Source organism: Vibrio gangliei (assembly GCF_026001925.1).
Taxonomy (GTDB): domain Bacteria; phylum Pseudomonadota; class Gammaproteobacteria; order Enterobacterales; family Vibrionaceae; genus Vibrio; species Vibrio gangliei.
In genome coordinates, this window is sequence record NZ_AP021869.1 from 2,424,809 (window position 1) to 2,448,203 (window position 23,395).

General features: G+C 43.6%; 22 protein-coding genes. 8 read left to right on the top strand and 14 right to left on the bottom strand.

Annotated elements, in window-relative coordinates; all coding sequences use genetic code 11:
• Nucleotides 1-18: 18 nt before the first annotated feature.
• On the top strand, nt 19-1,284 hold the full coding sequence (locus Vgang_RS11225; RefSeq protein WP_105902912.1) for an MATE family efflux transporter: 1,266 nt from the start codon (nt 19-21) through the stop codon (nt 1,282-1,284).
• 122 nt (nt 1,285-1,406) lie between these two features.
• Here Vgang_RS11225 and Vgang_RS11230 read toward each other — a convergent pair whose 3' ends face one another.
• Both Vgang_RS11230 and Vgang_RS11235 read right to left on the bottom strand, forming a co-directional pair.
• Nucleotides 1,407-1,829 carry a DUF805 domain-containing protein gene (locus Vgang_RS11230; protein ID WP_105902848.1) on the bottom strand — a complete coding sequence of 141 codons (423 nt, stop codon included), beginning with the start codon at nt 1,827-1,829 and terminating at the stop codon, nt 1,407-1,409.
• Between the two features lie 12 nt (nt 1,830-1,841).
• Complete coding sequence (locus Vgang_RS11235) at nt 1,842-2,201, bottom strand: 5-carboxymethyl-2-hydroxymuconate Delta-isomerase (RefSeq protein WP_105902847.1); 360 nt, start codon at nt 2,199-2,201, stop codon at nt 1,842-1,844.
• 196 nt (nt 2,202-2,397) lie between these two features.
• Between Vgang_RS11235 and tpiA the strand changes: the two genes are divergently transcribed.
• Nucleotides 2,398-3,168 carry a triose-phosphate isomerase gene (gene tpiA, locus Vgang_RS11240; protein ID WP_105902846.1) on the top strand — a complete coding sequence of 257 codons (771 nt, stop codon included), beginning with the start codon at nt 2,398-2,400 and terminating at the stop codon, nt 3,166-3,168.
• 165 nt (nt 3,169-3,333) lie between these two features.
• On the opposite strand, the gene pfkA is transcribed toward tpiA, so the two are convergent.
• The 3 genes from pfkA to uvrD all read right to left on the bottom strand — a co-directional run bounded on the left by pfkA (nt 3,334) and on the right by uvrD (nt 7,755).
• Nucleotides 3,334-4,296, bottom strand: coding sequence for a 6-phosphofructokinase (gene pfkA / locus Vgang_RS11245; RefSeq protein ID WP_105902845.1), 963 nt, complete (start codon nt 4,294-4,296; stop codon nt 3,334-3,336).
• 363 nt (nt 4,297-4,659) lie between these two features.
• Nucleotides 4,660-5,559 carry a CDF family cation-efflux transporter FieF gene (gene fieF / locus Vgang_RS11250; protein WP_105902844.1) on the bottom strand — a complete coding sequence of 300 codons (900 nt, stop codon included), beginning with the start codon at nt 5,557-5,559 and terminating at the stop codon, nt 4,660-4,662.
• Between the two features lie 24 nt (nt 5,560-5,583).
• The gene (gene uvrD / locus Vgang_RS11255; RefSeq protein WP_105902843.1) at nt 5,584-7,755 is read right to left on the bottom strand and encodes a DNA helicase II; all 2,172 of its coding nucleotides are present in this window, start codon (nt 7,753-7,755) and stop codon (nt 5,584-5,586) included.
• Nucleotides 7,756-7,892: 137 nt separating this feature from the next.
• On the opposite strand from uvrD, the gene Vgang_RS11260 reads away from it, so the two are divergent.
• Together Vgang_RS11260 and Vgang_RS11265 are read left to right on the top strand one after the other, a co-directional pair.
• Nucleotides 7,893-8,201, top strand: coding sequence for a DUF4870 domain-containing protein (locus tag Vgang_RS11260; RefSeq protein ID WP_105902842.1), 309 nt, complete (start codon nt 7,893-7,895; stop codon nt 8,199-8,201).
• A 111-nt stretch (nt 8,202-8,312) separates the two neighbouring features.
• Nucleotides 8,313-10,055: a lysophospholipid acyltransferase family protein gene (locus Vgang_RS11265; RefSeq protein ID WP_105902841.1), complete on the top strand. Its 1,743-nt coding sequence runs from the start codon at nt 8,313-8,315 to the stop codon at nt 10,053-10,055.
• Nucleotides 10,056-10,316: 261 nt separating this feature from the next.
• On the opposite strand, the gene Vgang_RS11270 is transcribed toward Vgang_RS11265, so the two are convergent.
• From Vgang_RS11270 to norR, 4 genes are all read right to left on the bottom strand, one after another.
• On the bottom strand, nt 10,317-11,780 hold the full coding sequence (locus Vgang_RS11270) for an SLC13 family permease (protein ID WP_105902840.1): 1,464 nt from the start codon (nt 11,778-11,780) through the stop codon (nt 10,317-10,319).
• A 226-nt stretch (nt 11,781-12,006) separates the two neighbouring features.
• A complete protein-coding gene (locus tag Vgang_RS11275; protein ID WP_105902839.1) occupies nt 12,007-12,477 on the bottom strand; it encodes a Dps family protein in 471 nt (156 codons plus the stop codon).
• A gap of 144 nt (nt 12,478-12,621) precedes the next feature.
• Nucleotides 12,622-12,999, bottom strand: coding sequence for a DUF1971 domain-containing protein (locus Vgang_RS11280; protein WP_051241245.1), 378 nt, complete (start codon nt 12,997-12,999; stop codon nt 12,622-12,624).
• 80 nt (nt 13,000-13,079) lie between these two features.
• Entirely contained in the window at nt 13,080-14,645 is a 1,566-nt protein-coding gene (gene norR, locus Vgang_RS11285) for a nitric oxide reductase transcriptional regulator NorR (RefSeq protein WP_105902911.1), read from the bottom strand.
• Nucleotides 14,646-14,882: 237 nt separating this feature from the next.
• Here norR and norV point away from each other — a divergent pair, with 237 nt between their 5' ends.
• Together norV and norW are read left to right on the top strand one after the other, a co-directional pair.
• Nucleotides 14,883-16,469, top strand: a complete 1,587-nt coding sequence (norV, locus tag Vgang_RS11290) for an anaerobic nitric oxide reductase flavorubredoxin (RefSeq protein ID WP_105902838.1) — start codon at nt 14,883-14,885, stop codon at nt 16,467-16,469.
• Nucleotides 16,469-17,644 (top strand): NADH:flavorubredoxin reductase NorW, encoded by a 1,176-nt coding sequence (gene norW / locus Vgang_RS11295; protein WP_105902837.1) that lies wholly within the window; start codon nt 16,469-16,471, stop codon nt 17,642-17,644. Before norV ends, norW begins: the two co-directional genes overlap by 1 nt.
• A gap of 284 nt (nt 17,645-17,928) precedes the next feature.
• Here norW and Vgang_RS11300 read toward each other — a convergent pair whose 3' ends face one another.
• From Vgang_RS11300 to ftnA, 3 genes are all read right to left on the bottom strand, one after another.
• Nucleotides 17,929-19,116, bottom strand: a complete 1,188-nt coding sequence (locus Vgang_RS11300) for a BaiN/RdsA family NAD(P)/FAD-dependent oxidoreductase (RefSeq protein WP_105902836.1) — start codon at nt 19,114-19,116, stop codon at nt 17,929-17,931.
• 134 nt (nt 19,117-19,250) lie between these two features.
• Nucleotides 19,251-19,574: a universal stress protein UspB gene (gene uspB, locus Vgang_RS11305; RefSeq protein ID WP_105902835.1), complete on the bottom strand. Its 324-nt coding sequence runs from the start codon at nt 19,572-19,574 to the stop codon at nt 19,251-19,253.
• Between the two features lie 88 nt (nt 19,575-19,662).
• Entirely contained in the window at nt 19,663-20,193 is a 531-nt protein-coding gene (gene ftnA, locus Vgang_RS11310) for a non-heme ferritin (protein WP_105902834.1), read from the bottom strand.
• Nucleotides 20,194-20,465: 272 nt separating this feature from the next.
• On the opposite strand from ftnA, the gene Vgang_RS11315 reads away from it, so the two are divergent.
• Together Vgang_RS11315 and Vgang_RS11320 are read left to right on the top strand one after the other, a co-directional pair.
• A complete protein-coding gene (locus Vgang_RS11315) occupies nt 20,466-20,891 on the top strand; it encodes a universal stress protein (RefSeq protein ID WP_105902833.1) in 426 nt (141 codons plus the stop codon).
• A 73-nt stretch (nt 20,892-20,964) separates the two neighbouring features.
• Nucleotides 20,965-21,837: a carboxylate/amino acid/amine transporter gene (locus tag Vgang_RS11320; protein WP_105902832.1), complete on the top strand. Its 873-nt coding sequence runs from the start codon at nt 20,965-20,967 to the stop codon at nt 21,835-21,837.
• 100 nt (nt 21,838-21,937) lie between these two features.
• Here Vgang_RS11320 and Vgang_RS11325 read toward each other — a convergent pair whose 3' ends face one another.
• Complete coding sequence (locus tag Vgang_RS11325; RefSeq protein WP_105902831.1) at nt 21,938-22,633, bottom strand: hypothetical protein; 696 nt, start codon at nt 22,631-22,633, stop codon at nt 21,938-21,940.
• Between the two features lie 209 nt (nt 22,634-22,842).
• Nucleotides 22,843-23,361, bottom strand: a complete 519-nt coding sequence (locus Vgang_RS11330) for an ATP-dependent zinc protease family protein (RefSeq protein WP_105902830.1) — start codon at nt 23,359-23,361, stop codon at nt 22,843-22,845.
• Nucleotides 23,362-23,395 lie beyond the last annotated feature (34 nt).

Here is a 23,395-nt window from a genome sequence, read left to right on the forward strand (position 1 = left end):
TTTCAACAAACTTGGCCAATGCTGTTTGGCGTATTATCACTGATGAGCTTTCAGTTAGTCGATAGTGCGTTTATTGGTCAGCTTGGCGTTTTGCCGCTAGCGGCACAAGGATTTACTCAACCGATTCAAATGGTGATTATTGGTTTGCAAGTCGGGCTAGGCATTGCCACTACTGCGGTAATATCTAAAGCACTTGGTCAAGAAAACTTCCGCTACGCTAAGCAACTGGGTGGCTTGGTGGTAATCATTGGTGGGATCGGGATTGCCATTTTTGCTTGCCTGATTTATGTCTTACATCAACCTATTTTGAGCTTATTAAGCGCACCCGATACCATTGAGCCAATTGTAAGCCATTACTGGATTTACTGGCTGCTCAGCGCCTGGTGTGGGGCGCTGTTGTATTTCTTATACAGTGTGTGTCGAGCTAATGGTAATACCATGCTGCCCGGTAGCATGATGATGGTAACTAGCCTGACCAATATTGTGCTCGATCCTATATTCATTTTTACTTTAGATCTCGGTATCAATGGTGCAGCCATCGCGACGTTACTGTCATTTAGCCTAGGAATACTCATCGTTGCCCCTAAAGTATGGGCAAAACAATGGATCAGTTTTGATTGGTCTGATTTACACATTGCCACCAGTATACGAGCACTAACCAATATCATGGGCCCGGCGATGATCAGTCAATTACTGCCGCCTCTCTCTTCGATGTTAGCCACCAAACTTTTAGCCAGTTTCGGCACAACAGCGGTGGCCGCCTGGGCGATTGGTTCTCGCTATGAATTCTTTGCCATTGTTGGCGTGCTCGCACTGACCATGTCAATGCCGCCTATGGTTGGACGTCTACTTGGTGCAAAAAACTATCGTGATATTAAAACCTTAACCAACATTGGGATTCGTTTTATTTTGCTATTCCAATTGGCTATTGCGGTGATCACCTTCTTCGCTGCGAATGGGCTTTCTAATTTGATGACCAGTGATGCAGAAGTAACGAGCATCTTACATTGGCATCTCACCATTGTGCCTATTAGTCTCGGTTCACTAGGAGTATGCATGTTAATGGTGTCACTTTCCAATGCGATTGGCCGCTCTTACTCTGCGTTATTCATCTCAGCGCTACGCCTGTTTGTGTTCTTCTTACCTTGCTTATGGCTGGGGTCGCAATTGGGCGGTATTCACGGATTATTCATCGGTGCATTGCTTGGCAATATGTTGGCGGGCATAAACGCCTATTGGGTATTTAAGCGTAACCTAAACAAGATCATACAAGCAGAAAGCTAATGCTTAAAACGCAGCGGTAACCGTGATCTCATAAAAGAAAGGCTGCACCATGGCAGCCTTTCTTTTTATCAGCACTATTTTTTATCAATACTATTTCTTATCAAAGCTATTTTTTATCAAAGCTATTGTGGCTCAGGTCCGTAACGGTTATCACCTTGCGACCCTTTCAGCAAGCCACATTCCACCAGCATCCAAATACCGCACACCAAAGCCAAAACACTCATTCCAGTCTGCCATATTGGCTGTGCGGCTTCCATGCCTGCAGTTGGCGTCATAATGCGCCCAATCAATAAAGGAATATGCATGAGTAGCCACCAATTGGATTTATTGCGGTCATGCCAACGTTTAGCGGTCACCGCCAAATCTGGCCACAGTAACGCGGCACTGACGATAAAAATCACCACGCCAGTGTAACTGGCAAACATATTCTGTGCCGCCACACCGACAACACCTAACATCACTAGGTAATAAAAAAGATTCCACATCCAAAAACGCTGTCGACTGATGCGACCTTGAAACGAAAACAACCACTGCTTTGCTGTCATTATCTATACCCTTTACTCATTACCAAAGTTAGTCACTTTCTGAAAACAAGCGCGATCCATATCGCGAATATTCACCGTTAAACTGGCGACAAAAGACGCTTTTGCTTGCAGAGCTTGCATTAAACTTTCAGACAAGGCTTTCTTTTGCTCGGCAGTACGACCATCTAACAATTCCAATGTGACATGAATAAAATCAACACTGTCCTCCAAATCACCAATTAACCAATGATGGGTACGCAAGGTTCTCGATTTCACATCTCCCACGCCAAACAAACCGCTTTGAATGGTCGTTTGGTGTAAATCTTCCAGTAGCGCCTGTACGTTAACGCGCTCTTCAATTGAGTTGGAATACTCCATTACAACATTTGGCATATCAGGTCCTTAAATAAAATCACCAATTGGATTAAGCCTATTATTCAACATCGCACTGTCATCGGCTAATTTAAACTCATTTTGACATGACGAGAATCATGATCTCATCACATTAATCTGCTATATTCTTTGCTAGTTCATTTGAGATCGGGCTTTCCGATCTTAATTTTAATTTAATCGAATTGGAGAATATCCTATGCGTCATCCTGTAGTTATGGGTAACTGGAAACTAAACGGCAGCAAAGAAATGGTTGTTGATTTGCTAACTGGTCTAAATGCGGAACTTGAAGGCGTAACAGGCGTCGACGTTGCAGTTGCTCCACCAGCACTATTCATTGACCTTGCTGAGCGCACGCTAACTGATGCAGGCAGCGCAATCATTCTTGGTGCTCAAAACACTGACCTAAACAACAGCGGCGCATTCACTGGTGATATGTCTCCAGCCATGTTGAAAGAATTCGGTGCAACTCACATCATCATCGGTCACTCAGAGCGTCGTGAATACCACAACGAATCAGACGAGTTTGTTGCTAAGAAATTCGCTTTCCTAAAAGAAAACGGTTTAACGCCTGTTCTTTGTATCGGCGAATCTGAAGCACAAAACGAAGCTGGCGAAACAGTTGCAGTATGTGCTCGCCAAATCGATGCTGTGATCAACACTCAAGGCGTTGAAGCGCTAAACGGTGCCATCATCGCTTATGAACCAATCTGGGCTATCGGTACTGGTAAAGCGGCAACAGCTGATGATGCACAACGCATCCACGCAGCAATCCGTGCTCACATCGCAGAGAAATCTGAAGAAGTTGCGAAAAACGTTGTAATCCAATACGGCGGTTCTGTTAAACCAGAAAACGCAGCAGCTTACTTTGCACAACCAGACATCGACGGTGCTCTAGTTGGCGGCGCAGCACTTGACGCGAAAAGCTTCGCAGCTATCGCGAAAGCAGCAGCAGAAGCGAAAGCGTAAGTTATTCGTCACTCGAAAGCTCGAAAGCTCGAAAGCTCGAAAGCTCGAAAGAATAAACATTAAGACTGGCCCTGTGTCAGTCTTTTTTTTGTGTCTCGTGTCTCGAGAGCATAAAAAAACCGCTGGGTTTCACCAACGGTTTTATGGTTTGAGTAGAAAAGTCTCTTAGAACAATTCTTCTGCCACTTTATAAAGCTCTTTCTTCACTGGACGCTTCATATTTTCAATCGCGTCAATGATGTCGTGGTGAACCAATTCTTCTTTTTGGATACCCACACAACGACCACCGTGACCTTCAAGCAATAGGTGAACGGCATAGTTACCCATGCGAGAGGCTAAGATACGGTCGAATGCCGTTGGGCAGCCACCACGTTGAATGTGACCCAGTACGGTTGCACGAGTGTCACGACCGGTCGCTTTTTGGATGTCTTTGGCTAACTCATCCGCATCCATTTGTAATTCAGTCAATGCGATGATGGCGTGCTTCTTACCTTTCGCAATACCGTCTTGGATGTTTTGAATAAGTTCTTCTTTATCCAAGTCATTTTCTGGGGTGATGATGTACTCACAACCACCGGCAATCGCAGACATCAGAGTCAAATCACCACAGTGGCGACCCATGATCTCAACGATTGAAATACGTTGGTGAGAAGAAGAAGTATCACGCAGACGGTCAATTGCATCGATAACCGTATTCAACGCCGTTAGGTAACCGATAGTGTAGTCAGTGCCTGCGATATCGTTATCGATAGTACCCGGAAGACCGATACATGGGTAACCCATTTCAGTTAACTTCTTAGCACCCATGTAAGAACCGTCACCACCGATCACCACCAGCGCTTCGATGCCGTGTGCTTTTAAGTTTTCGATTGCTTTTTCACGCACTGCCACTTCTTTAAATTCAGGGAAACGCGCTGAGCCTAGGAAAGTACCCCCACGGTTGATCACATCAGACACACTTGAGCGATCTAGGCTTTCGATGCGACCTTCGTACAACCCAAGGTAGCCATCATAAATACCACACACTTCAATGCCTTTGCTTAACGCGGTACGTACTACACCACGAATCGCTGCGTTCATACCAGGTGCGTCACCACCACTTGTTAAAACACCGATCTTCTTAACCATGATCACCCTCTAAAAATATAAAAAAACAAATTCTTTTGCTGCGTTACCCAAACTGACTATTTCTTTCTAGCCTAATACTAAGCAGGTAACGACCCCCAATTCTTCGTCATAGCCCAACATGTGAAGTGGGGCAATGACGTTGTTTCTAATGTGGCTCGTAAGACATGCCACTAAAGATAAATTTCACTAAGCGTAATATACAAGTTTGTCGCTTAATGATGTTGATTCATATCACTTTGCACTGCATTTTTATCTGCCCATAAGATAGACAATAGTGATGAGTTTGTCTTTATTTTAATGCGCTACGTCACATAATTTTACCCGATATTCTTCAATTCAGCTAACTCAACCGAAATCATTTGATTAATTTAATGGCTGATACTTGGCCGCCGGCACCACAGAGATAGGATCTTGATGAATAATGACATCCGAATGTGGGAATAACTGGTCTAACTTATCTTCCACTTGGTCAGTGATACGATGCGCCTCAAGTAATGGCAAGTTATCGTCTAGCTCAATATGCACCTGAATAAAACGCACAGGTCCCGACATACGAGTGCGTAAATCATGCGCTCCGAGCACCCCTTCAACCGATAAGCATGCCGCATGAATGGCCTGCACTTCTTCATCCGGTAATTGACGATCGAGCAACGATTGCACCGCCTCACTCGCCATTTGATAAGCGCTATACAGAATGTACAAACCAATCCCAACGGCAAACACGGCGTCCGCTTGTTTTAAACCGTACCAACTTAGTACCAGCGCTATCATGATCGCGATATTCATAAACAAATCGGTTTGGTAATGCAAAGAGTCTGCGGCAATGGCCTGGCTGCCCGTTTTGCGCACCACATGCTTTTGAAATAGCACTAATACCGATGTCATAACAATCGCAAACCCACTCACCCACACCCCAAGCTCAGGAGACACAAGATCTTGCGGACGGAAGAAACGGTCGACACCATTTAATAACAAGAAGCAGGCTGAACCAGAAATAAACATCGCTTGCGCCAGAGCCGCGAGAGATTCCGCCTTTCCATGCCCAAATCGATGTTCATCATCGGCAGGTTGAGTGGCGTAGCGCACCACCAATAAATTGGTTAACGAGGCCGCCATATCCAAAAACGAATCGACCAATGAAGCCAATAAACTGACTGAGTTGGTTTGCCACCAAGCCACCAGTTTTACCAGCAGCAAAATGGTCGCGATGATCATCGCGGCCCATGCCGCTGAGTTGACCAGTTTCGAGTAATTTTTATCCACGCTAACCTACCTTGCTACCACTTTTCACAACTTCTCTAAGCGAGCGTATTCAGTGACCAACCACTTAATGCCTTCGCCGTTAAACGCGACTTGTACTCGGCTTTGTGCGCCACTGCCTTCAAAATTGATAATAGTGCCTTCACCAAATTTTGCGTGTTTGACACGTTGGCCTAAGGTGTAGCCGGTACTGTTAAAGTTGTCTTTTACCGCGGTGGCACCAAAACGACCAGATGTAGCCGGGCGGCTCACTTGCGCTTTCATACGCACTTCTTCCACACAGCTTTCTGGGATCTCACGGATAAAACGCGAAGGTTTATGGTATTTATCTTGCCCATACACGCGACGCATTTCCGCATAAGTAATATAGAGCTTTTCCATCGCACGGGTCATGCCGACATAACACAAGCGACGTTCTTCTTCCAAACGCGCCGCATCTTCCGCTGACATTTGATTAGGGAACATGCCCTCTTCCACACCGACCATAAACACCAGTGGGAATTCCAAGCCTTTGGCGCTGTGTAAAGTCATTAATTGCACAGCATCGGTAAATTCATCCGCTTGCCCTTCACCTGCCTCTAGCGCCGCGTGTGATAAGAATGCCGACAACATGCTCATGTCATCCGCTTCTTCCGGCTTTTCAAATTGACGCGCGGCGGTCACCAATTCTTCCAAGTTCTCTATACGCGCCTTGGATTTTTCGCCTTTTTCCATTTCATACATCGCAAACAAGCCGGATGATTTGATCACATGGTCAAATTGCTCATGCAGGGCTAAATCGAAGGTGTCATCTTCAAGCGCATTAATCAGCTCGATAAAGCGACTGAATGAGCTTGCCGCACGGCCAGACAGCACTTTTTCTTCAATTAATTGAACGCCTGCTTGCCATAATGTGGTGCCGCGATCGCGCGCGGTCATACGAATGGTTTCCAGCGTTTTATCACCTAAACCACGGGTTGGGGTATTCACAATGCGCTCAAAGGCGGCATCATCATTGCGGTTATTCATCAAGCGCAAGTAGCCTAGCGCATCTTTGATTTCTTGACGTTCGAAGAAGCGCATACCGCCATAAATACGATACGGCAGACGGGCTTGAATTAAGGCTTCTTCCAATACACGTGACTGAGCATTGTTTCGATACAACATAGCGCAATCGACTAACGGTGTGCCCTTTTCGTGCCATTCTTTGATTTTATTAACCGCAAAACGCGCTTCGTCTAGATCGTTATAAGCAGAATATAAGGAAATTGGCTCGCCTTCGTTGCCGTCAGTCCACAAATCTTTGCCCATACGTTCAGTGTTATTGCTGATCAGCTCATTGGCGGCATTGAGGATATTCTTGGTCGAGCGGTAGTTTTGCTCCAAACGAATGGTATGTGCACCAGGAAATTCACGTAAGAATTTTTGAATGTTTTCGATTTGCGCGCCGCGCCAGCCATAGATGGACTGATCATCATCACCGACAATCATCACATGCGCATCAGGGCCTGCCATCATGCGCAGCCACGCGTATTGAATATTGTTGGTATCTTGGAATTCGTCCACCAAAATGTGCTTAAAACGCGCTTGATAATGTTCACGTACATGCACTTTGTCACGCAGCAACTCGTGGCAACGCAGCAAAATTTCAGCAAAATCGACCAAGCCGGCACGATCACACGCGTCTTGATAAGCTTGATAAATCTGTAGGTAAGTTTTAGCCACCGGGTCTTGATAGGTATCGATATGACTTGGGCGCAAACCTTCGTCTTTTTTACCGTTGATCCACCAGCTAGCTTGTTTGGCAGGATACTGTTTCTCATCCAGATTTTGCGCTTTAATCAAGCGGCGTAATAAACGCACCTGATCTTCTGAGTCCAGAATTTGGAAATCTTCCGGCAACTTGGCATCCATATAGTGAGCACGCAAAATTCGGTGACAGATGCCATGGAAAGTCCCGTTCCACATACCCGATGACGTACCCATCATCAGCTCTTCAATTCGGCCACGCATTTCTTTGGCGGCCTTATTGGTAAAGGTCACCGACATGATTGAAAACGGCGAGGCTTGCTCTACCGACAATAACCAAGCAATACGATGAACCAATACGCGAGTTTTGCCACTGCCTGCGCCTGCCAGCACAAGTAAGTTTTCCAATGGAGCGGCAACCGCTTCACGTTGTCTGTCATTGAGACCGTCGAGTAATAAAGAAGGATCCATCGTCATCTACTGGTTATTTATACATAAAAGCAGAGTATACACGAACTTTTACTAGGATTTTAGACCACAAGATGAGGTTTCATTTTCAGCGCTGACAACTAGACTGAAATAAGCCTCTAGCGAAAAAAGGAAATGCTATGCCACGAACTCGTTCACACATGGTTGCCGTCATCATTTGGTTTTTTAGCATCTTTTTCAGCATTTTATCTGGTTTATTTTTTTACTTCTTTAAACGCGATGACCCTTTCATTCATCAACAAGCCAGAGAAGCATTAAATTGGGGTATCACACAATGGCTAATTGCATTAGCGATTTCGTTATTGGGCAGCAAAATTCTGTTTTCTATTCTCGGTTTTGTGCACTTATTGGTTTGCCTACTGGCCATGTTATCTTGCTGGAATGGCAAAGCCTACACTCTGCCTTGGTCATTGCGCTTGGTGAAATAGTCGTAAACTACCCTATTTGAAAAACATTATCCGCTGTAAAAAAACTGCAAAATCTCACAAGTAGATTGAAACGAGGACCCTATTGGATTTTCGCTTTCAAGGAGCTTGTGTATGCAAACCAGTCCATTTCGTCTACCCAACGTCACACCATTTGGATTACTTGAGCGTGCAGCTGAAAAGGTCACAGGGCTGAGTACGCTCGATAGCTATTATCAACAACGCCCGAGCAGTTTAGACAGTCAATCCTTCTTACGTCACACCCTAGAAAAGCTGAATATTGACTATCAAATTACATCGGGGCAGCTAAGTGATATTCCCGCTACTGGCCCACTTGTGGTGGTAGCCAATCACCCACTTGGTGCAGTCGAAGGCGTGATTTTGGCCGAAATGCTGCTGACGGTACGCTCTGATGTCAAAGTACTGGCTAATCAGTTTCTTAAACGAGTACCTGAATTGGCGCCTCTATTTATTAGCGTGGATGTATTTGAGGGCAAAAATGCAGTAAGCGAGAACATCAAAGCCCTACGTCAAGGTTTACACCATTTACAATCCGGTGGCGTCCTTTTAGTTTTTCCTGCTGGTGAAGTTTCTACCTTTGATCGCACCGGACAATTAAACGATAAACCGTGGAGCCGCTCGGTTGCCAAACTGATAAAACGTAGTCAGGCCAATGCGCTCGCCATTCATATCAATGGTCACAATAGCAAACCTTTCTACTGGGCTGGGAAGGTGCACCCTTATCTAAGAACGGCGATGCTTGGTCGTGAAATGTTGAATAAAAAGCAGCAAACCATCGACATTGCTATTGGTGAAGTCATAGAAAGAAAAGAACTAGAATGCCTTACTGAAGAACAACAACTGGTTAATTACTTAAGACTGAATACCTACCTACTTGCCCCTAGATCAGAACATCAACCGCCTCAACTGTCGCAGCAAACACCCGTGATCGCGCCGATCCCACAAGATCGATTGATCCGAGAGATTCAGCGACTCCCCACTCGTGCCCATTTGCTCAGCTTTAAGCAATTTGATGTGTACTGCTCAGCAGCCCGTGCTATGCCAAATGTCATGCAAGAAATAGGTCGCCTCCGAGAAATCAATTTCCGCTTAGTGAATGAAGGAACAGGGAAAGCTTGCGATCTAGACGATTATGATGACTATTATCAACACCTATTTATTTGGGATAATGAACATCAGCGTTTAGTTGGTACTTACCGTTTAGGGTTAACCGATAAAATCATGCAACATCGAGGCGTCAAAGGGCTCTATTCCCGCTCCCTATTTCGCTACGATGAAACGCTAATCAATCAATTTGGACATGCCATTGAAATGGGCAGGTCGGTGATTGATTTACCCTATCAACGCAGCCTCACCGCGTTAATGCTTTTGTGGAAAGGTATTGCGACTTATGCCTACCGACACCCACATTACACGCATTTATTTGGCCCTGTCAGTATCAGCAGCGAGTACAGCCCAACCGCCCGTGAACTTATGGTCTCAACCTTAGAAATGCATCACTTTGATAAAGACAGCGCGACCTTGGTCAAAGCCACGAATCCACTGAAAAAGAATCCGAAAAGTTTCTGGCGTGCCGATATGTTGTCTTCATTAGCCGATATTCAACTGCTATCCAAAGTATTAACCCGCCTCGGTCAAAAAAGCCTGCCGGTGCTGCTCAAACAATACCTCAACCTCAATGGCAAATTGATCAGCTTTAATGTGGATAAAGATTTTAATGATGCACTCGATGGTTTAATCGTGGTGGATTTGCGTAAAGTGCCACAGCGAACACTCGCGAAATATATGGGGAAAGAAGAGAGTGCGGAGTATTTGAAGAAACATAAGAAAGCGTAGCTCGGACGCTTCGCGTATCGTCGCTCGTGTCTAGAAAAAGAAAAGCCGAGAACGCTTGATTTCTGTTTTATTACGCTTTTATCGAGTCACGAGCAGCGTAGCGCCCTAGAAGCGCAGCGCTCGTCCAATCCGCTCGATTCTTGAAAAAGAAAAAAGCCGAGAGCAATTAATGTTTCTCGGCTTGATTTCTGTTTTATAGCGCATTTATCGAGTTACGAGCAGCGTAGCGCCCAAGAAGCAAAGCGCTCGAGCAACGTTCCCCTACATCCCAAACACCCACGCTGCTAGCGTATAGCTCAATGCAGTGATCAAGAAAATACCCATGATATTCAGTGCAAAACCCGCGCGGATCATTTCTTTAATTTTGAGCTGCCCAGACGCGAACACGATACTGTTTGGCGGGGTTGCCACCGGCATCATGAATGCACAACTTGCTGCCAGTGCTGCAGGAATAGCAAGCATGGCAGGATGCGCGCCCATCGCTACGGCAATAGGGCCAAGTAGAGGTAAGAAACCGGCTGCCGTTGCCGTGTTACTGGTCACTTCAGTTAAGAAGATAATCGCCGCCGTCACGATCAGCATCACCACAATAATTGGCATGCCGCTGGTTGCCCCAAGGCTTTGACCGATGAAGTCAGCCAAACCAGAAGACTTAATTTGCGCTGCCAAACTTAAACCACCACCGAACAATAGCAATACGCCCCATGGTAGGTTTTTGGTGCTTTCCCAATCCAGAACAAACTCTTGTTTTTTAAAGTTAACCGGAATGATGAATAACAATAATGCAGCAAAAATCGCAATCGACGTATCGTTAATAGGCAACCCAGTCCATTTCGCTAACAACGGACGAATGATCCAACTGACCGCCGCGCCAACAAACACCACCGCAACCCACTTTTCGCCTTTGCTTAATTTGCCTAGAGAGTGCAATTGCTTTTTCAATAATGAGCGTGCATCGCCAGATTCAGTATTGGATAACTTATAAGAAATTTTGGTTAGCCATACCCAAGTTAATGCCAACATCACAATCGTTAAGGGCAAGCCCACCAACATCCATTGACCGAAACCTAGTTCGATATGATAAGTGCTCGATAAATAAGCCGCTAATAAGGCATTCGGTGGCGTACCAATCAAGGTTGCCAAACCACCAATACTGGCCGCATAAGCGATACCTAATAATAAAGCGCTAGCAAATTCAGGATTTTTATCACGTTTTTCGCCACACACAATACCAATGATCGACATACCAATTGGCAACATCATGACTGCCGTGGCGGTGTTACTCATCCACATAGACAAAAATGCCGTCACCAACATTAAGCCACCCACTTGGTGCGCAGGTTTATTGCCCACCGTCAGCATCGCAATCAAAGCCACGCGTTTATGCAGGTTCCACTTTTCCATCGCAATCGACAGCATAAAGCCGCCAAGGAATAAAAAGATCAAGGGGTTTGCATAAGCCGCAGTGGCGGTTTTAATGTCCGCCGTGCCTAACAGCGGCGATAAGATAATCGGCAAAAAAGACGTCACCGGAATTGGCGCAGCTTCAGTGACCCACCAAATCGCCATAAACGTCGCCAACCCGACCATACGCCAAGCAGGTTCGCCCATGCCTTCAAAAGGAGCAGGAAGAATCAGGGTAAGAATTACCACCAGTGGCCCCAAAATAAGGCCTAAATAGCGCGAGTTACTTGGAATGACTGTCTCTTTTTGTAGTACGGACATAGCACAACCTACCTATAATGCAAATTATACCGCTATTTTAATGATGCTTTGCTGTAAAAATGAATTAATAAGTTGTCAGTTCGTGATCAACACGTAACTTATTGTTTACAATACGTGATCGAAATAACCTTATTAATATAAAGGCTTAATCTCCATTATAAAAAAACCTGAGTGACCTCGATCACTCAGGTTGAGGAAGCTCGTCTGCTTTTACAATTTCAATGGCTTATTGAAGATACGCGTTTAACATCCACACTTCTTTTTCTTGTTGGCTGATGTAGTCACTCATCAATGCCACCGTACCCTCATCATCCACTTCAGCCGCCGCTTTAACTATTTGACGTTGCTTAGCCAATAGCACACGGTAAGCCGATAAAATATGCCCGACTGCTTCCGCACCATTAGACACATTTAAGGTTTCTTGCAGATCTGACATCGCCAAATAACGAGAGAAACCATGTACCGGCGTAGAACCTAACGTCAAAATACGCTCTGCAATTTCATCGACTTTCAGCACCAAGTCGTTATAAATTTCTTCAAATTTCACATGCAATTCAAAAAAATCACGCCCTTTAATGTTCCAGTGATAACCACGTACGTTCGTGTATAAAATCTGGTAGTCTGCCAATAATTGGTTGAGATCATCAGCCAGAGCTACGGTTTGTTGTTTATCTAAACCAATCATATTCTTTTCCATTTTATCGCCTCTCTTTTACAGTGAGTGATTAACATTAATTTTGCTATGGATATAGAATAGTCTTTCGTTCAGTTTAGGTAAAAGAGATTAAAGTTATCGTTTTGATAGGTAAAAACTATTAGCCATTTAGAATGATTAAGCCGCTTACTTGTTATCTAATAACCCATCGATTGGTTTGCTATGAATTCTTGAGCTCTTAAACATGGCTTTATTACCGGTTTCTTCTTCAGCCCAAAAATTAATATTAAATTGAGCATCATCGCTAAGTTCAACACGATGCCAATATTGAGGTGGACTAGTGGCAAACGAACCGGCATTAATCACCACCACTTGTTCTGGCTCAGTGGCTTCTTCATTTGCAAATCCATAAAAAGTAACCGTTCCTTGCATCACACAGATCTGCCCAAACACACCTTCTGCGGTATTGTGATGAGTCAGTAACGCTTTAGGTATATTATCTTTAGTAAAAAAGTGAGTAGAACGTCGGATTTTCCAATGTTTTGGTATAACTAAATGACTCATATATTCCCCTTAGGTACCTATTAATATCATGGTAGGTATCGCAGTTTAGTGAACGTATTTTATTGAGTATGGCAATACTATCACTTTAATCCTAGGCGTCTGGCTAGTCGATGCAAATTACCACTGTCTATTTTCAACTCACGAGCCGTAGCTGACCAGTTCTGCTGATTATTGTTTAGTGCATCCATGATCACTTGCGCTTGAAATGTTTCAGTCGCTGCTTTTAGACCCAAGGTGTAGTCCTTAGCTATATCAGAATTAACGGTATCCGCTAGCTGATTTTGATTTTCAATACCTTGTGGTGAGGTGGATTCTGCTTGTATCAATTCAAAATGATGAGGCTGTAAACTAATCGGGCTAGACTGATTATTTTCTGTTTTTGCTAATACGGCCGCACGGTGGATAGCATGCTCAAGCTGACGAATATTACCCGGCCAACTATATTGCCCCAATAACTGCAAAGCCGCAGGGGAGATACTTAGATGATTCAAATTCAGTTTGTGTTTGCACTTTTCAATAAAAAAGCCACTCAACAAGGTAATATCCCCAGTTCGCTCTCTAAGCGCCGGAACATGAATAGGAAAGACACTCAAGCGGTGATATAAATCCGCCCGAAACTTGCCGTTCACTACATCTTGATGTAAGTCTCGATTGGTTGCTGCCACAATACGGGTATTCACTTTAAGCACACTGTCATCACCGACTCGCTGCAAATCGCCATATTGCAATACTCGCAATAATTTGGATTGCAGTCCTAAAGGCAACTCCCCCACTTCATCTAAAAATAGCGTGCCATTATCGGCTAATTCAAACTTGCCTTTACGGTGACTAATCGCGCCAGTAAAGGCCCCTTTTACATGGCCAAATAACTCACTTTCCGCCACCGACTCAGGTAAAGCCGCACAGTTTAAATACACCAAATTTTGCTTGGCACGATTCGATTGATTATGAATAGCGGTCGCGACAAGTTCTTTACCAACCCCCGTTTCTCCCATAATCAAAACCGAGAGGTCAGTATTCGCCACCGCTTGGATCTGCATTCTTAAATCCATCATCGCGCCCGACTGACCAACCATCTCCTCAGTTAAATTCATTTCTTTGGTGATATGAGAGTCTGCATCACTGGTATTCACCACCTGTGATTCCAATTGCTTCACTAATAAGGAGGTATGTAAGCTCGCGGCTGCCAGCGCACTAATGGTTCGTAAGTCACCATCGGTGAAAGTGTCAAACTGATGAGCATCAAAACCATCAATCGTCAGCGCCCCAATCAAATGGCCATGTGCAATTAACGGTAATCCAACACAGGCATGGACGTGTAACTTATCCCCTTTATTTGGGATCAGCCCATCATAAGGGTCAGCAATATCACTATCGGCAGGAAAGCGAACCACATCCCCCGCTCGTGCAATCGCTTCTAAACGAGGATGTTCATCAAGATTAAATCGTCGCCCCATCACCTCATCATATAAACCATCAATCGCTAATGGCACAAACTGTTGATTTCGATAAGCAAGCAGTGCCGCTGCATCACAATTTAAAATATTCCTTAATACTTCTAGAAGGCGATCAAAACGGTCTTGATTGGAAATTCCTAGCGTCAAATCAAGCGCGAGTTGCGTTATTTGTGAATGAAACTTCTGCATTTGCCTGCTCTCTTTAATTTTCTTACTTTCTTTAATAACCATGTCAATATGACACATAAAATGTCTTTTTGACACCAAACAAATACTGTCATTATGACAATAAAAACAACCTTAAAAACATAAACACTTGAAAAGTAATGCATTTAAAAGTTGGCACGCATGCTGCAATAGTATGAGTAAGAAATTTATTCATTTACTTTTTATCCAAATTTAGAATTCATACTTAGGAGTCGTTTTATGTCTATTCATGTTAAAAATAATATCCACTGGGTTGGCCAACGTGATTGGGAAGTACAAAATTTCCATGGTACAGAATATAAAATCACACGTGGCACCAGCTATAACAGCTACCTAATTAAAGAAGAAAAAACCGTTTTAATCGATACCGTCGATCATCGTTTCAGCCAGCAGTTTGTCCAAAACTTAGAAATGGAAATTGATCTTAACCAGATTGACTACATCGTTATCAACCATGCTGAAGAAGATCACGCTGGGGCTTTAGGCGCGCTATTAGCCAAAATCCCTAACACGCCAATTTATTGTACTGAAAATGCCGTTGATTCGATTACCGGTCACCACCACCAGCCTGATTGGAACTTTAATGTAGTTAAAACCGGAGACAGCATCGATTTAGGCAATGGCAAAGCTTTAGTGTTTGTTGAATCACCGATGCTGCATTGGCCAGATAGCATGATGACTTATATGACCGGAGATGCCGTGCTATTTAGTAACGATGCATTTGGTCAGCACTACTGTGATGAACATCTATTTAATGATGAAGTCGATCAGGTTGAGCTTTATGAACAATGTTTACGTTATTACGCCAACATTCTGACACCATTTAGCCCATTAGTGACCTCTAAAATCAAAGAGGTGCTTAGCCTAGAGCTACCCGTTGATATGATCGCAACCGCTCACGGTATTGTATGGCGCGATAACCCAACTCAAATTATTCACCAATACCTAGAGTGGGCTGATAACTATCAGGAAGATCGCATCACTTTATTTTATGACTCAATGTCGAACAACACTCGCATGATGGCTGATGCTATTGCTCAAGGCATTAATGATGTTGATCCGAATGTGGCGGTGAAAGTGTTTAACGTCTCTTTACACGATAAAAATGAAATCTTATCTAATGTATTCCGTTCAAAAGGTATCTTGGTTGGCTCTTCTACCATGAACAACGTCATGATGCCTAAAGTCGCTGGCATGCTAGAAGAAATCACAGGATTACGCTTTAAGAATAAAAAAGCGGCGGCATTTGGTAGCTATGGGTGGAATGGCGGTGCAGTTGACCGTATCCACACCCGCTTGATGGACTGTGGCTTTGAAACCGCCATTAGCAAGAAAACCAAATGGCGTCCTGATGGCAAAGCAATGCAAGAATGTCGTGATTATGGTCGTCAAATAGCAAAAGAATGGGCACTGCATGATCTATCCAATGTGAGTCATTCTGCGCCTAAAAACGTCACCAATATCATGACAAATAAAGCGGTTGCTCAACCAGTTAATTCAACTCAAGCTGCCAGTGCGATTGAAGCAAAAAATGAGCTTGCAATTGAACCAACTACTGTCGAGCCAACGAATAACACAAATTCGTCAGCCGAAGATCAGCAAGCCATGTTATGCACCGTTTGCCAATGGGTCTATGAACCTGAACTCGGTGAGCCCAACCAAGGCGTTGAACCTGGAACCGCTTGGGGACAAGTACCTGAAGACTTCTTATGCCCTGAATGTGGTATTGGTAAAGAAGTGTTTGAACCTTGCGCCAGCACATTAGGCAACAATATCGACAAAGATAACCAATCTCAGGTGGCGTAATGAGTAATCCAATTATGATCATAGGCAGTGGTTTCGCTGCCTATCAATTAGTGAAGGCATTACGCCGTTCAGATAAACAAACCCCAATTACAGTGATTACCGCTGATGATGGGCATGACTACAATAAGCCCGATCTTAGTCATGTATTTACCAACAAACACAATGCCGATACGCTTATCCGCCAAGCTGCAAATAGCTTCGCTCAAGATAATGAGATCATAATCTATACCCAAACCAAAGTGGAAACGATTGATCGCCACGCACAAAACGTGACAACAACCAAAGGGGATGTACTTAGCTATTCAAAATTAGTCTTGGCGACCGGCGCTTCAACTTTCATTCCAGCGATGAATGGATCTGCGGTAAAGGAAGTGATAACACTCAATAGCCGTATCGAGTATCAAGCAGCACAGCATAAACTGGACCAAGCAGAGCATGTACTCATTATTGGTGCGGGCTTAATTGGCACTGAACTGGCAATGGATCTTTCAACATCAGGTAAAACCGTGTCGGTTGTTGACCCTTGCGACAGCGTCATGCAAACCATGTTACCAGATGCTATTTCTGCGCCTTTACAGAAAAAGTTAATCCAAGGTGGCGTGAAGTTACATTTAAATAATACCGTGCAAGCACTCGAACAAACGGACTTTGGCGTAGAGGTTATTCTCAATTCTGGTGAACAATTCCTTGTCGATAGTGTTATTTCGGCTTCAGGACTCAAGCCCAATATCCAACTAGCACAACAGACTGGTTTAACGGTAGATAAAGGCATCGTAGTCAATCGTCAATTACAAACATCTGATTCTAATATCTATGCACTTGGTGATTGTGCTCAAATTGAGAACAAAGTCCTCTCATATCTACAGCCAACCTTATTAAGCGCCAACGTATTAGCTAAGGTCTTATTACAAACAAAAGGTGAATTACAAACAGCAGGCCCAGCCGCAACGTTAAAATTGCCGGCCATGCTGGTAAAAGTAAAAACGCCTAATTTGCCCATTCAATTAGCCGGGCAAACTGGTCAATCCGTACCAAAGTGGTCGATTGAATTAGATCAGGAAGGCATAACCGCCCGTGCATTTGATGACAATGATGAACTAGTGGGCTTTGTCACCACACAAAACCACATGAGTAATGCGTTGAAAATGCTCAAAACATTACCAGCATTAGTGTAGGTAGAGCGAGGGAGGGAGGAGATATGAAACTGATAAATCATTATATAAATGAACTGCAAACATCATGGGCTAAATGGTCAGCGAACATCATAAATCGCCGAACGCTGCATAAGCCAAGAGAGTGCGAACTCGAATCCTCCCCACTCCACCATGAGCTAGCTTGTGAGTATTATCAGATAACAACCAAGTAAGTGTTTTTTTGACTATACTGAAACAACATAAGTGGCCGATTTAAGGCTTCTTATGTTGTTTAATATCCATTGCGATATTTAAAAAAATACCGGCTACACCCACTGCCCGGCTACAAAGCCAGACGACCAGGCCCACTGGAAGTTATAGCCACCAAGCCAGCCGCTGACATCCATGACTTCACCAATAAAATACAAACCTTTAATGTCTTTGCATTCCATGGTTTTTGATGACAGGTGTTTGGTATCAACGCCGCCTAATGTAACTTCGGCGGTGCGGTAACCTTCTGTGCCATTAGGGAGCACTTGCCAATGTTGCAACTGATGATCAATCGCTTCCAATTGATTTTGGTTAAATTGTTTCAGCGGCTTATCTTCGAGCATTTTGCGCTCAATTAACACTTCCACTAATCGCTTAGGCAGCACTTTAGCCAAGGTATTTTTCAAGCTTTGATTCGGGTGTTTTTCTCGAGATTGAGTCAGCAATTCCAAAGCATCGACTTGTGGGATCAAGTTCACCGTCACAGTTTGACCGGCTTTCCAGTAAGAAGAAATTTGCAGTACCGATGGACCCGATAAACCACGGTGAGTGAACAGCAGCGCCTCTTTGAATACGGTGCCATCTTGGGCAGTAATTTCGGCTGGAATCGCAATACCAGACAGCTCGGCAAAATCTTCTTTGTCTTCTTTGTGCAAGGTGAATGGCACTAAACCGGCGGTTGTGGAAATTACTGATAATCCAAACTGTTCGGCAACTTTATAACCAAAAGGCGTAGCGCCCAGTTTTGGCATCGAAAGCCCACCAGTGGCTACCACTAAAGACTCGCAAGTGATGGTGTCGGTATCGGCTTTAAAACGAAAGCCCGTCTCTGTTTGTTCGATGTCATGCACATCACAACGATAACGCTGCGCCACATTTGGCATATCGCATTCTTTCAGCAACATATCGACAATTTGCTTGGCGGAATCTAGGCAAAATAGCTGACCATGATCGCGCTCTTCAAACTCAATACCGTATTTGGATACTAGGCTGATAAAGTCCCAGTTGGTGTATTGCGATAAGGCCGATTTAACAAAATGCGGGTTTTGACACAAATAGTTATTAGCACTGACATCATAGTTAGTGAAGTTACAACGACCGCCACCCGAGATCAGAATTTTACGCCCCGGTTTTTTGGCATGATCAATCACTAAGGTTGTGCGACCTCGTTTTCCCGCTTCTGCTGCGCACATTAAGCCCGCAGCACCGGCACCGATAATCACCACATCATAATGAGTACTCATAACTACTTCTCTTGTTCTGCTCACCCACAAATTGCAGGCAAAATAAAAGGACGCGCGATTTTAACGCACATCCTTTTCATATCACATCCTTTTCATTGTCGAACCGCTGGTTGTCATTGCGATTTTCGAATGCTTCACACCATAAAAGCCATAACCAAAGTGAGTAGTGCTAAGCCGGACGTCAACACAAACAATTCACGCACCTTACTGCATTTATTAATAAACACATCTTCATGGTGATGTAGGTACTCTTTATCTTTCAAATAGTGATAAAGCCGCACTTGTTTTGGAAAATTGCTGTGGGTACTGAAAAAGCCTCGACCATCGACTTGCTGATACAGCAGCGGGTGAGCTTCTCGCATAATGAAGATAAGTGAACGCAGCGCGGTAATGTAACGCACAAAATTGATAAGGGTAACAAGCGATAACGCGGTTAGTAATGTATCTGCACTGATCATCTTTCCCTCCAAACACCCTCAAGTGACTGGAGGAAAAGACAAACCGGCTTAGTCAATGCCCATCATATTGATAATAGGCATATCACTGTTATACCGTTGTCGAACCTGCCATGACAGAGGATGTACCTTGTTTTGCCAATTCTGCTAGGTCTTTGTCGATGAAGAACAGAGCTTTGCCGTCTTCACCTACTAATTCTAGCTTGTCTAAAATCCCTTTAAACAATTTTTCTTCTTCGTGCTGTTCAGCCACATACCACTGCAAAAAGTTAAAGGTAGAGTAATCTTGGCTCGTGAAAGCTAAATGCGCTAACTTGTTGATGCATTGAGTGATCATTTGCTCATGCTCATACGTTTCACGGAACACTTCACCTAGGCTTGCGAATTGGTGTTTTGGCGCATCAATTGCACCTAAAATCGGTAAACCACCCGTCTCACTCACATAAGTAAATAAACGCTGCATGTGTTCCATTTCTTCAGTGGCATGCTTACGCAAAAACTCAGCTGCACCTTCAAACCCTTTATCTTCACACCAAGCACTCATTTGTAAGTATAGATTAGATGAGAAAAATTCTAGGTTAATTTGTTCATTCAATTGTTCAACCATGGCTTGTGATAGCATGTTGGACTCCTTTCAAAAATAGTAAGAACTGCTTAAATAAACTATAACACGCTCAATAATAAATTCAGGGAAAAGGTATCGTTTTTCGTGAATAGACAAGTATGAAAACTTAGCTTTCAGCACCAAATACTGAGAGATGAACGACACTTTTTAGGCTATGGTAATGATAATCTGATGACAAATACTCAAGGCTGATATCAGAGTCTCAACCCCAAATAAAGACTCAAAATCAATGATATGTCTGCGGTAATAATGAAAATGGAGAGCGTATTATGGCTTATAAACACATCTTGGTGGCTGTCGATTTATCGGATGACAGTATTATTTTAATGAATAAAGCAGCGGCTCTCGCCAAAGCCTGTAACGCAAAGTTGTCTCTGATTCATATTGATGTCAATTTCACTGATATGTACACCGGCTTTATGGAAATCAATTTCGCTGAAACCCAAAATGCCATGTTGGAATCAGCACAGAAAAAGATTCAGCAATTAGTCAAAGACATCGATTTCCCGATCACAGAAACCATCGTCTCCAGCGGTGATCTGTGCAACGAGATTTCTCATGCGATTGACACTCAACAAATCGACCTCGTGCTTTGTGGTCACCATAAAGATTTCTGGAGTAAGTTACTGTCCACTTCTCGTCAGCTAATCAACGATACTTCCGTGGATATGCTGATCGTACCACTCGAAGATTAACTTTTATCGCAAACAAAGGTAAACTCGCCGCGTTATTTTAGGTTTACAGAAATATTAACCAAAAGGATGCGGCATGTTTTATCTTTCTGCGGTCACGTTATTGTGGGCGTTTTCATTTAGCTTAATTGGGGTTTATCTTTCAGGCCAAGTCGATGCGTGGTTTTCCGTGTGGATGCGTATCGCGCTCGCCAGCCTCATTTTCCTTCCTTTCTTAAAATTCAAAGGGTTACCCAGCTCATTTATTGCTAAACTCATGGCGATTGGTGGCGTGCAACTGGGTTTAATGTATTGCTTCTATTACCAAGCCTTTTTGCTGTTATCCGTACCAGAAGTGTTGCTGTTTACCGTTTTCACTCCCATTTATGTCACCTTGATTTACGACCTCCTAAAAGGACGATTCTCACCTTGGTATCTTCTAACCGCTGTGATTGCTGTAGCGGGTGCAGCCATCATCAAATTTGCTGAGGTTAACGAAAGTTTCCTGCTCGGTTTCCTCGTGGTTCAAGGTTCTAACCTTTGTTTTGCAATCGGCCAAGTTGGCTATAAACATGTGATGGAACAAACGCCAGTTGAAGTCTCTCAACGCACGGTGTTTGGTTACTTTTATATTGGCGCTCTGATCGTCGCATCAATCGCTTTTGCTTTACTTGGCAACCCCGAAAAATTACCGACTACGCCATTGCAATGGGGTATTTTGACGTATCTTGGATTAATTGCTTCTGGCTTAGGTTATTTCCTATGGAACAAAGGGGCATGTATGGTCAATGCTGGCGCACTAGCCGTAATGAACAATGCCTTAGTGCCTGCTGGTCTAATTGTGAATATTGTAATTTGGAACCGAGATGTGGATTTGACCCGCTTACTCATGGGGGGCGCAGTGATCATGCTGTCATTGTGGGTGAACGAAACTTGGGTGAAGCGTAAAGCCGTTACGTGCAGCGCCTAGTTTTGCGAGTTGCGAGGGAAGCCTAAATTTCATCTTTAATAAAGCAAAAACTTCATAAAAATAGCCGCTTTAATTTAAGCGGCTATTTTGTTTTTTTGCATTAATGCAGTGCTTTCAATGATGTCACTTTCGCCTTATTGGGTTTGGCGATATCAAATTCAGGCGCTTGGGAAAATACCGATAAGCGCCTTTCGATCTTTGCTTCTTGTTTGGCGATTTTTTGCTGATGTTTGGCGAGTTTACGCTCTTGTTTGAGTACCTTCTTATTTTTCTTAGCCAATTTTTTCTGTTTTTTGAGTAATTTTTTCAGCTGTTTTTGCTGCTTTTTCTGCGATTTCAAGCTTACTTTCAAACGCTTCATATCCAATTCGATGCTAGTCAGGATTGGCATAGGCTCGGCCTCTAATACCGGCACTTCTTCTGTCATGGCAATCACTGGCGTTTGAGGTTTTTCTAGCAAGGGAGACGGGATCATCACATTCACACCATTGCCTTTTTCTTCAATACTGGCTTGCTCTAAATAGTCTCTTTGCTGTTTGAGCGCCTTGGCTTTAGCGACAACATCCGCTACATTCGGTGCTTTACGCGCCATCGGTTTAGCCTCAAACCTAACTAAAGTTGATTGAGCATGAACGGCTTTGTGTTTTAAACCTAACACAACAGGCTTACATAAGGCCTTCTTTTGATTGGAACTGCGAGCGCAAGAGGTGCAATAAAACTGAGCATTAGCTACCAAAGGTTCAGCTTTGCCCGCTTTAATATCGTGACGAGAATATTTACATAACGCTTTTGTCATAACGACACACCTTTCCTCAGTGAATGACGACCCAGTGAAATGACTGACCACTGCGATGATGAAAGATCACATTGGCTTCTGTCATTTATAGAGCTGATCGAGCTGCAATACAAGTGAAAATTAGTCGCATTTAGATTTCTATCAATAAGTAAAAAAACAGCCCCAAAATCAAAAATGACTAAGGGGCTGATTTATTTAAAATTATAAGGTTATTTATTTTTATGGATGTACTTTTGTTCAACGTCAACCAAGGCAATCGGGTTCAAAAATGAACGGCCAATTAATATCGCATTGATCATGTGGTCGCGATCGACAAGGTTAAAAGGCGTTTTGTAAGTCTTGTCACCGAGTTTGATATCGAGCTCAACAATCGGTCGACGTGAGGTTTCTGTGCTTGATGATTGTTTAATATGCACCCAACGTTTTACTGGCAACGTAATTTCTTTACTTACATCGTCTTTGGCTTTGATCTTAAACGACACCATGTCTTTGCCATCTTTCTCAAAATCATGAATATCAACAGCATTAATTGAAGACGTCGTGGCACCAGTATCTATTTTAGCAATGGTACGCTGATCAGTATTGAGTACCGTCACCCACTCTTTTTGCCCGACGACGATTTTATTTTGCAGCAGTTGCGCCACATCTTGCGTTTTTTGCGCCTCGGCGGCGAAAGAAGACAAAGGAACAAACAATGAAGCGACTAATAACACACGAGAAAATTTCATAATCACCTTTATAATTTGGATGTACATGAATGTG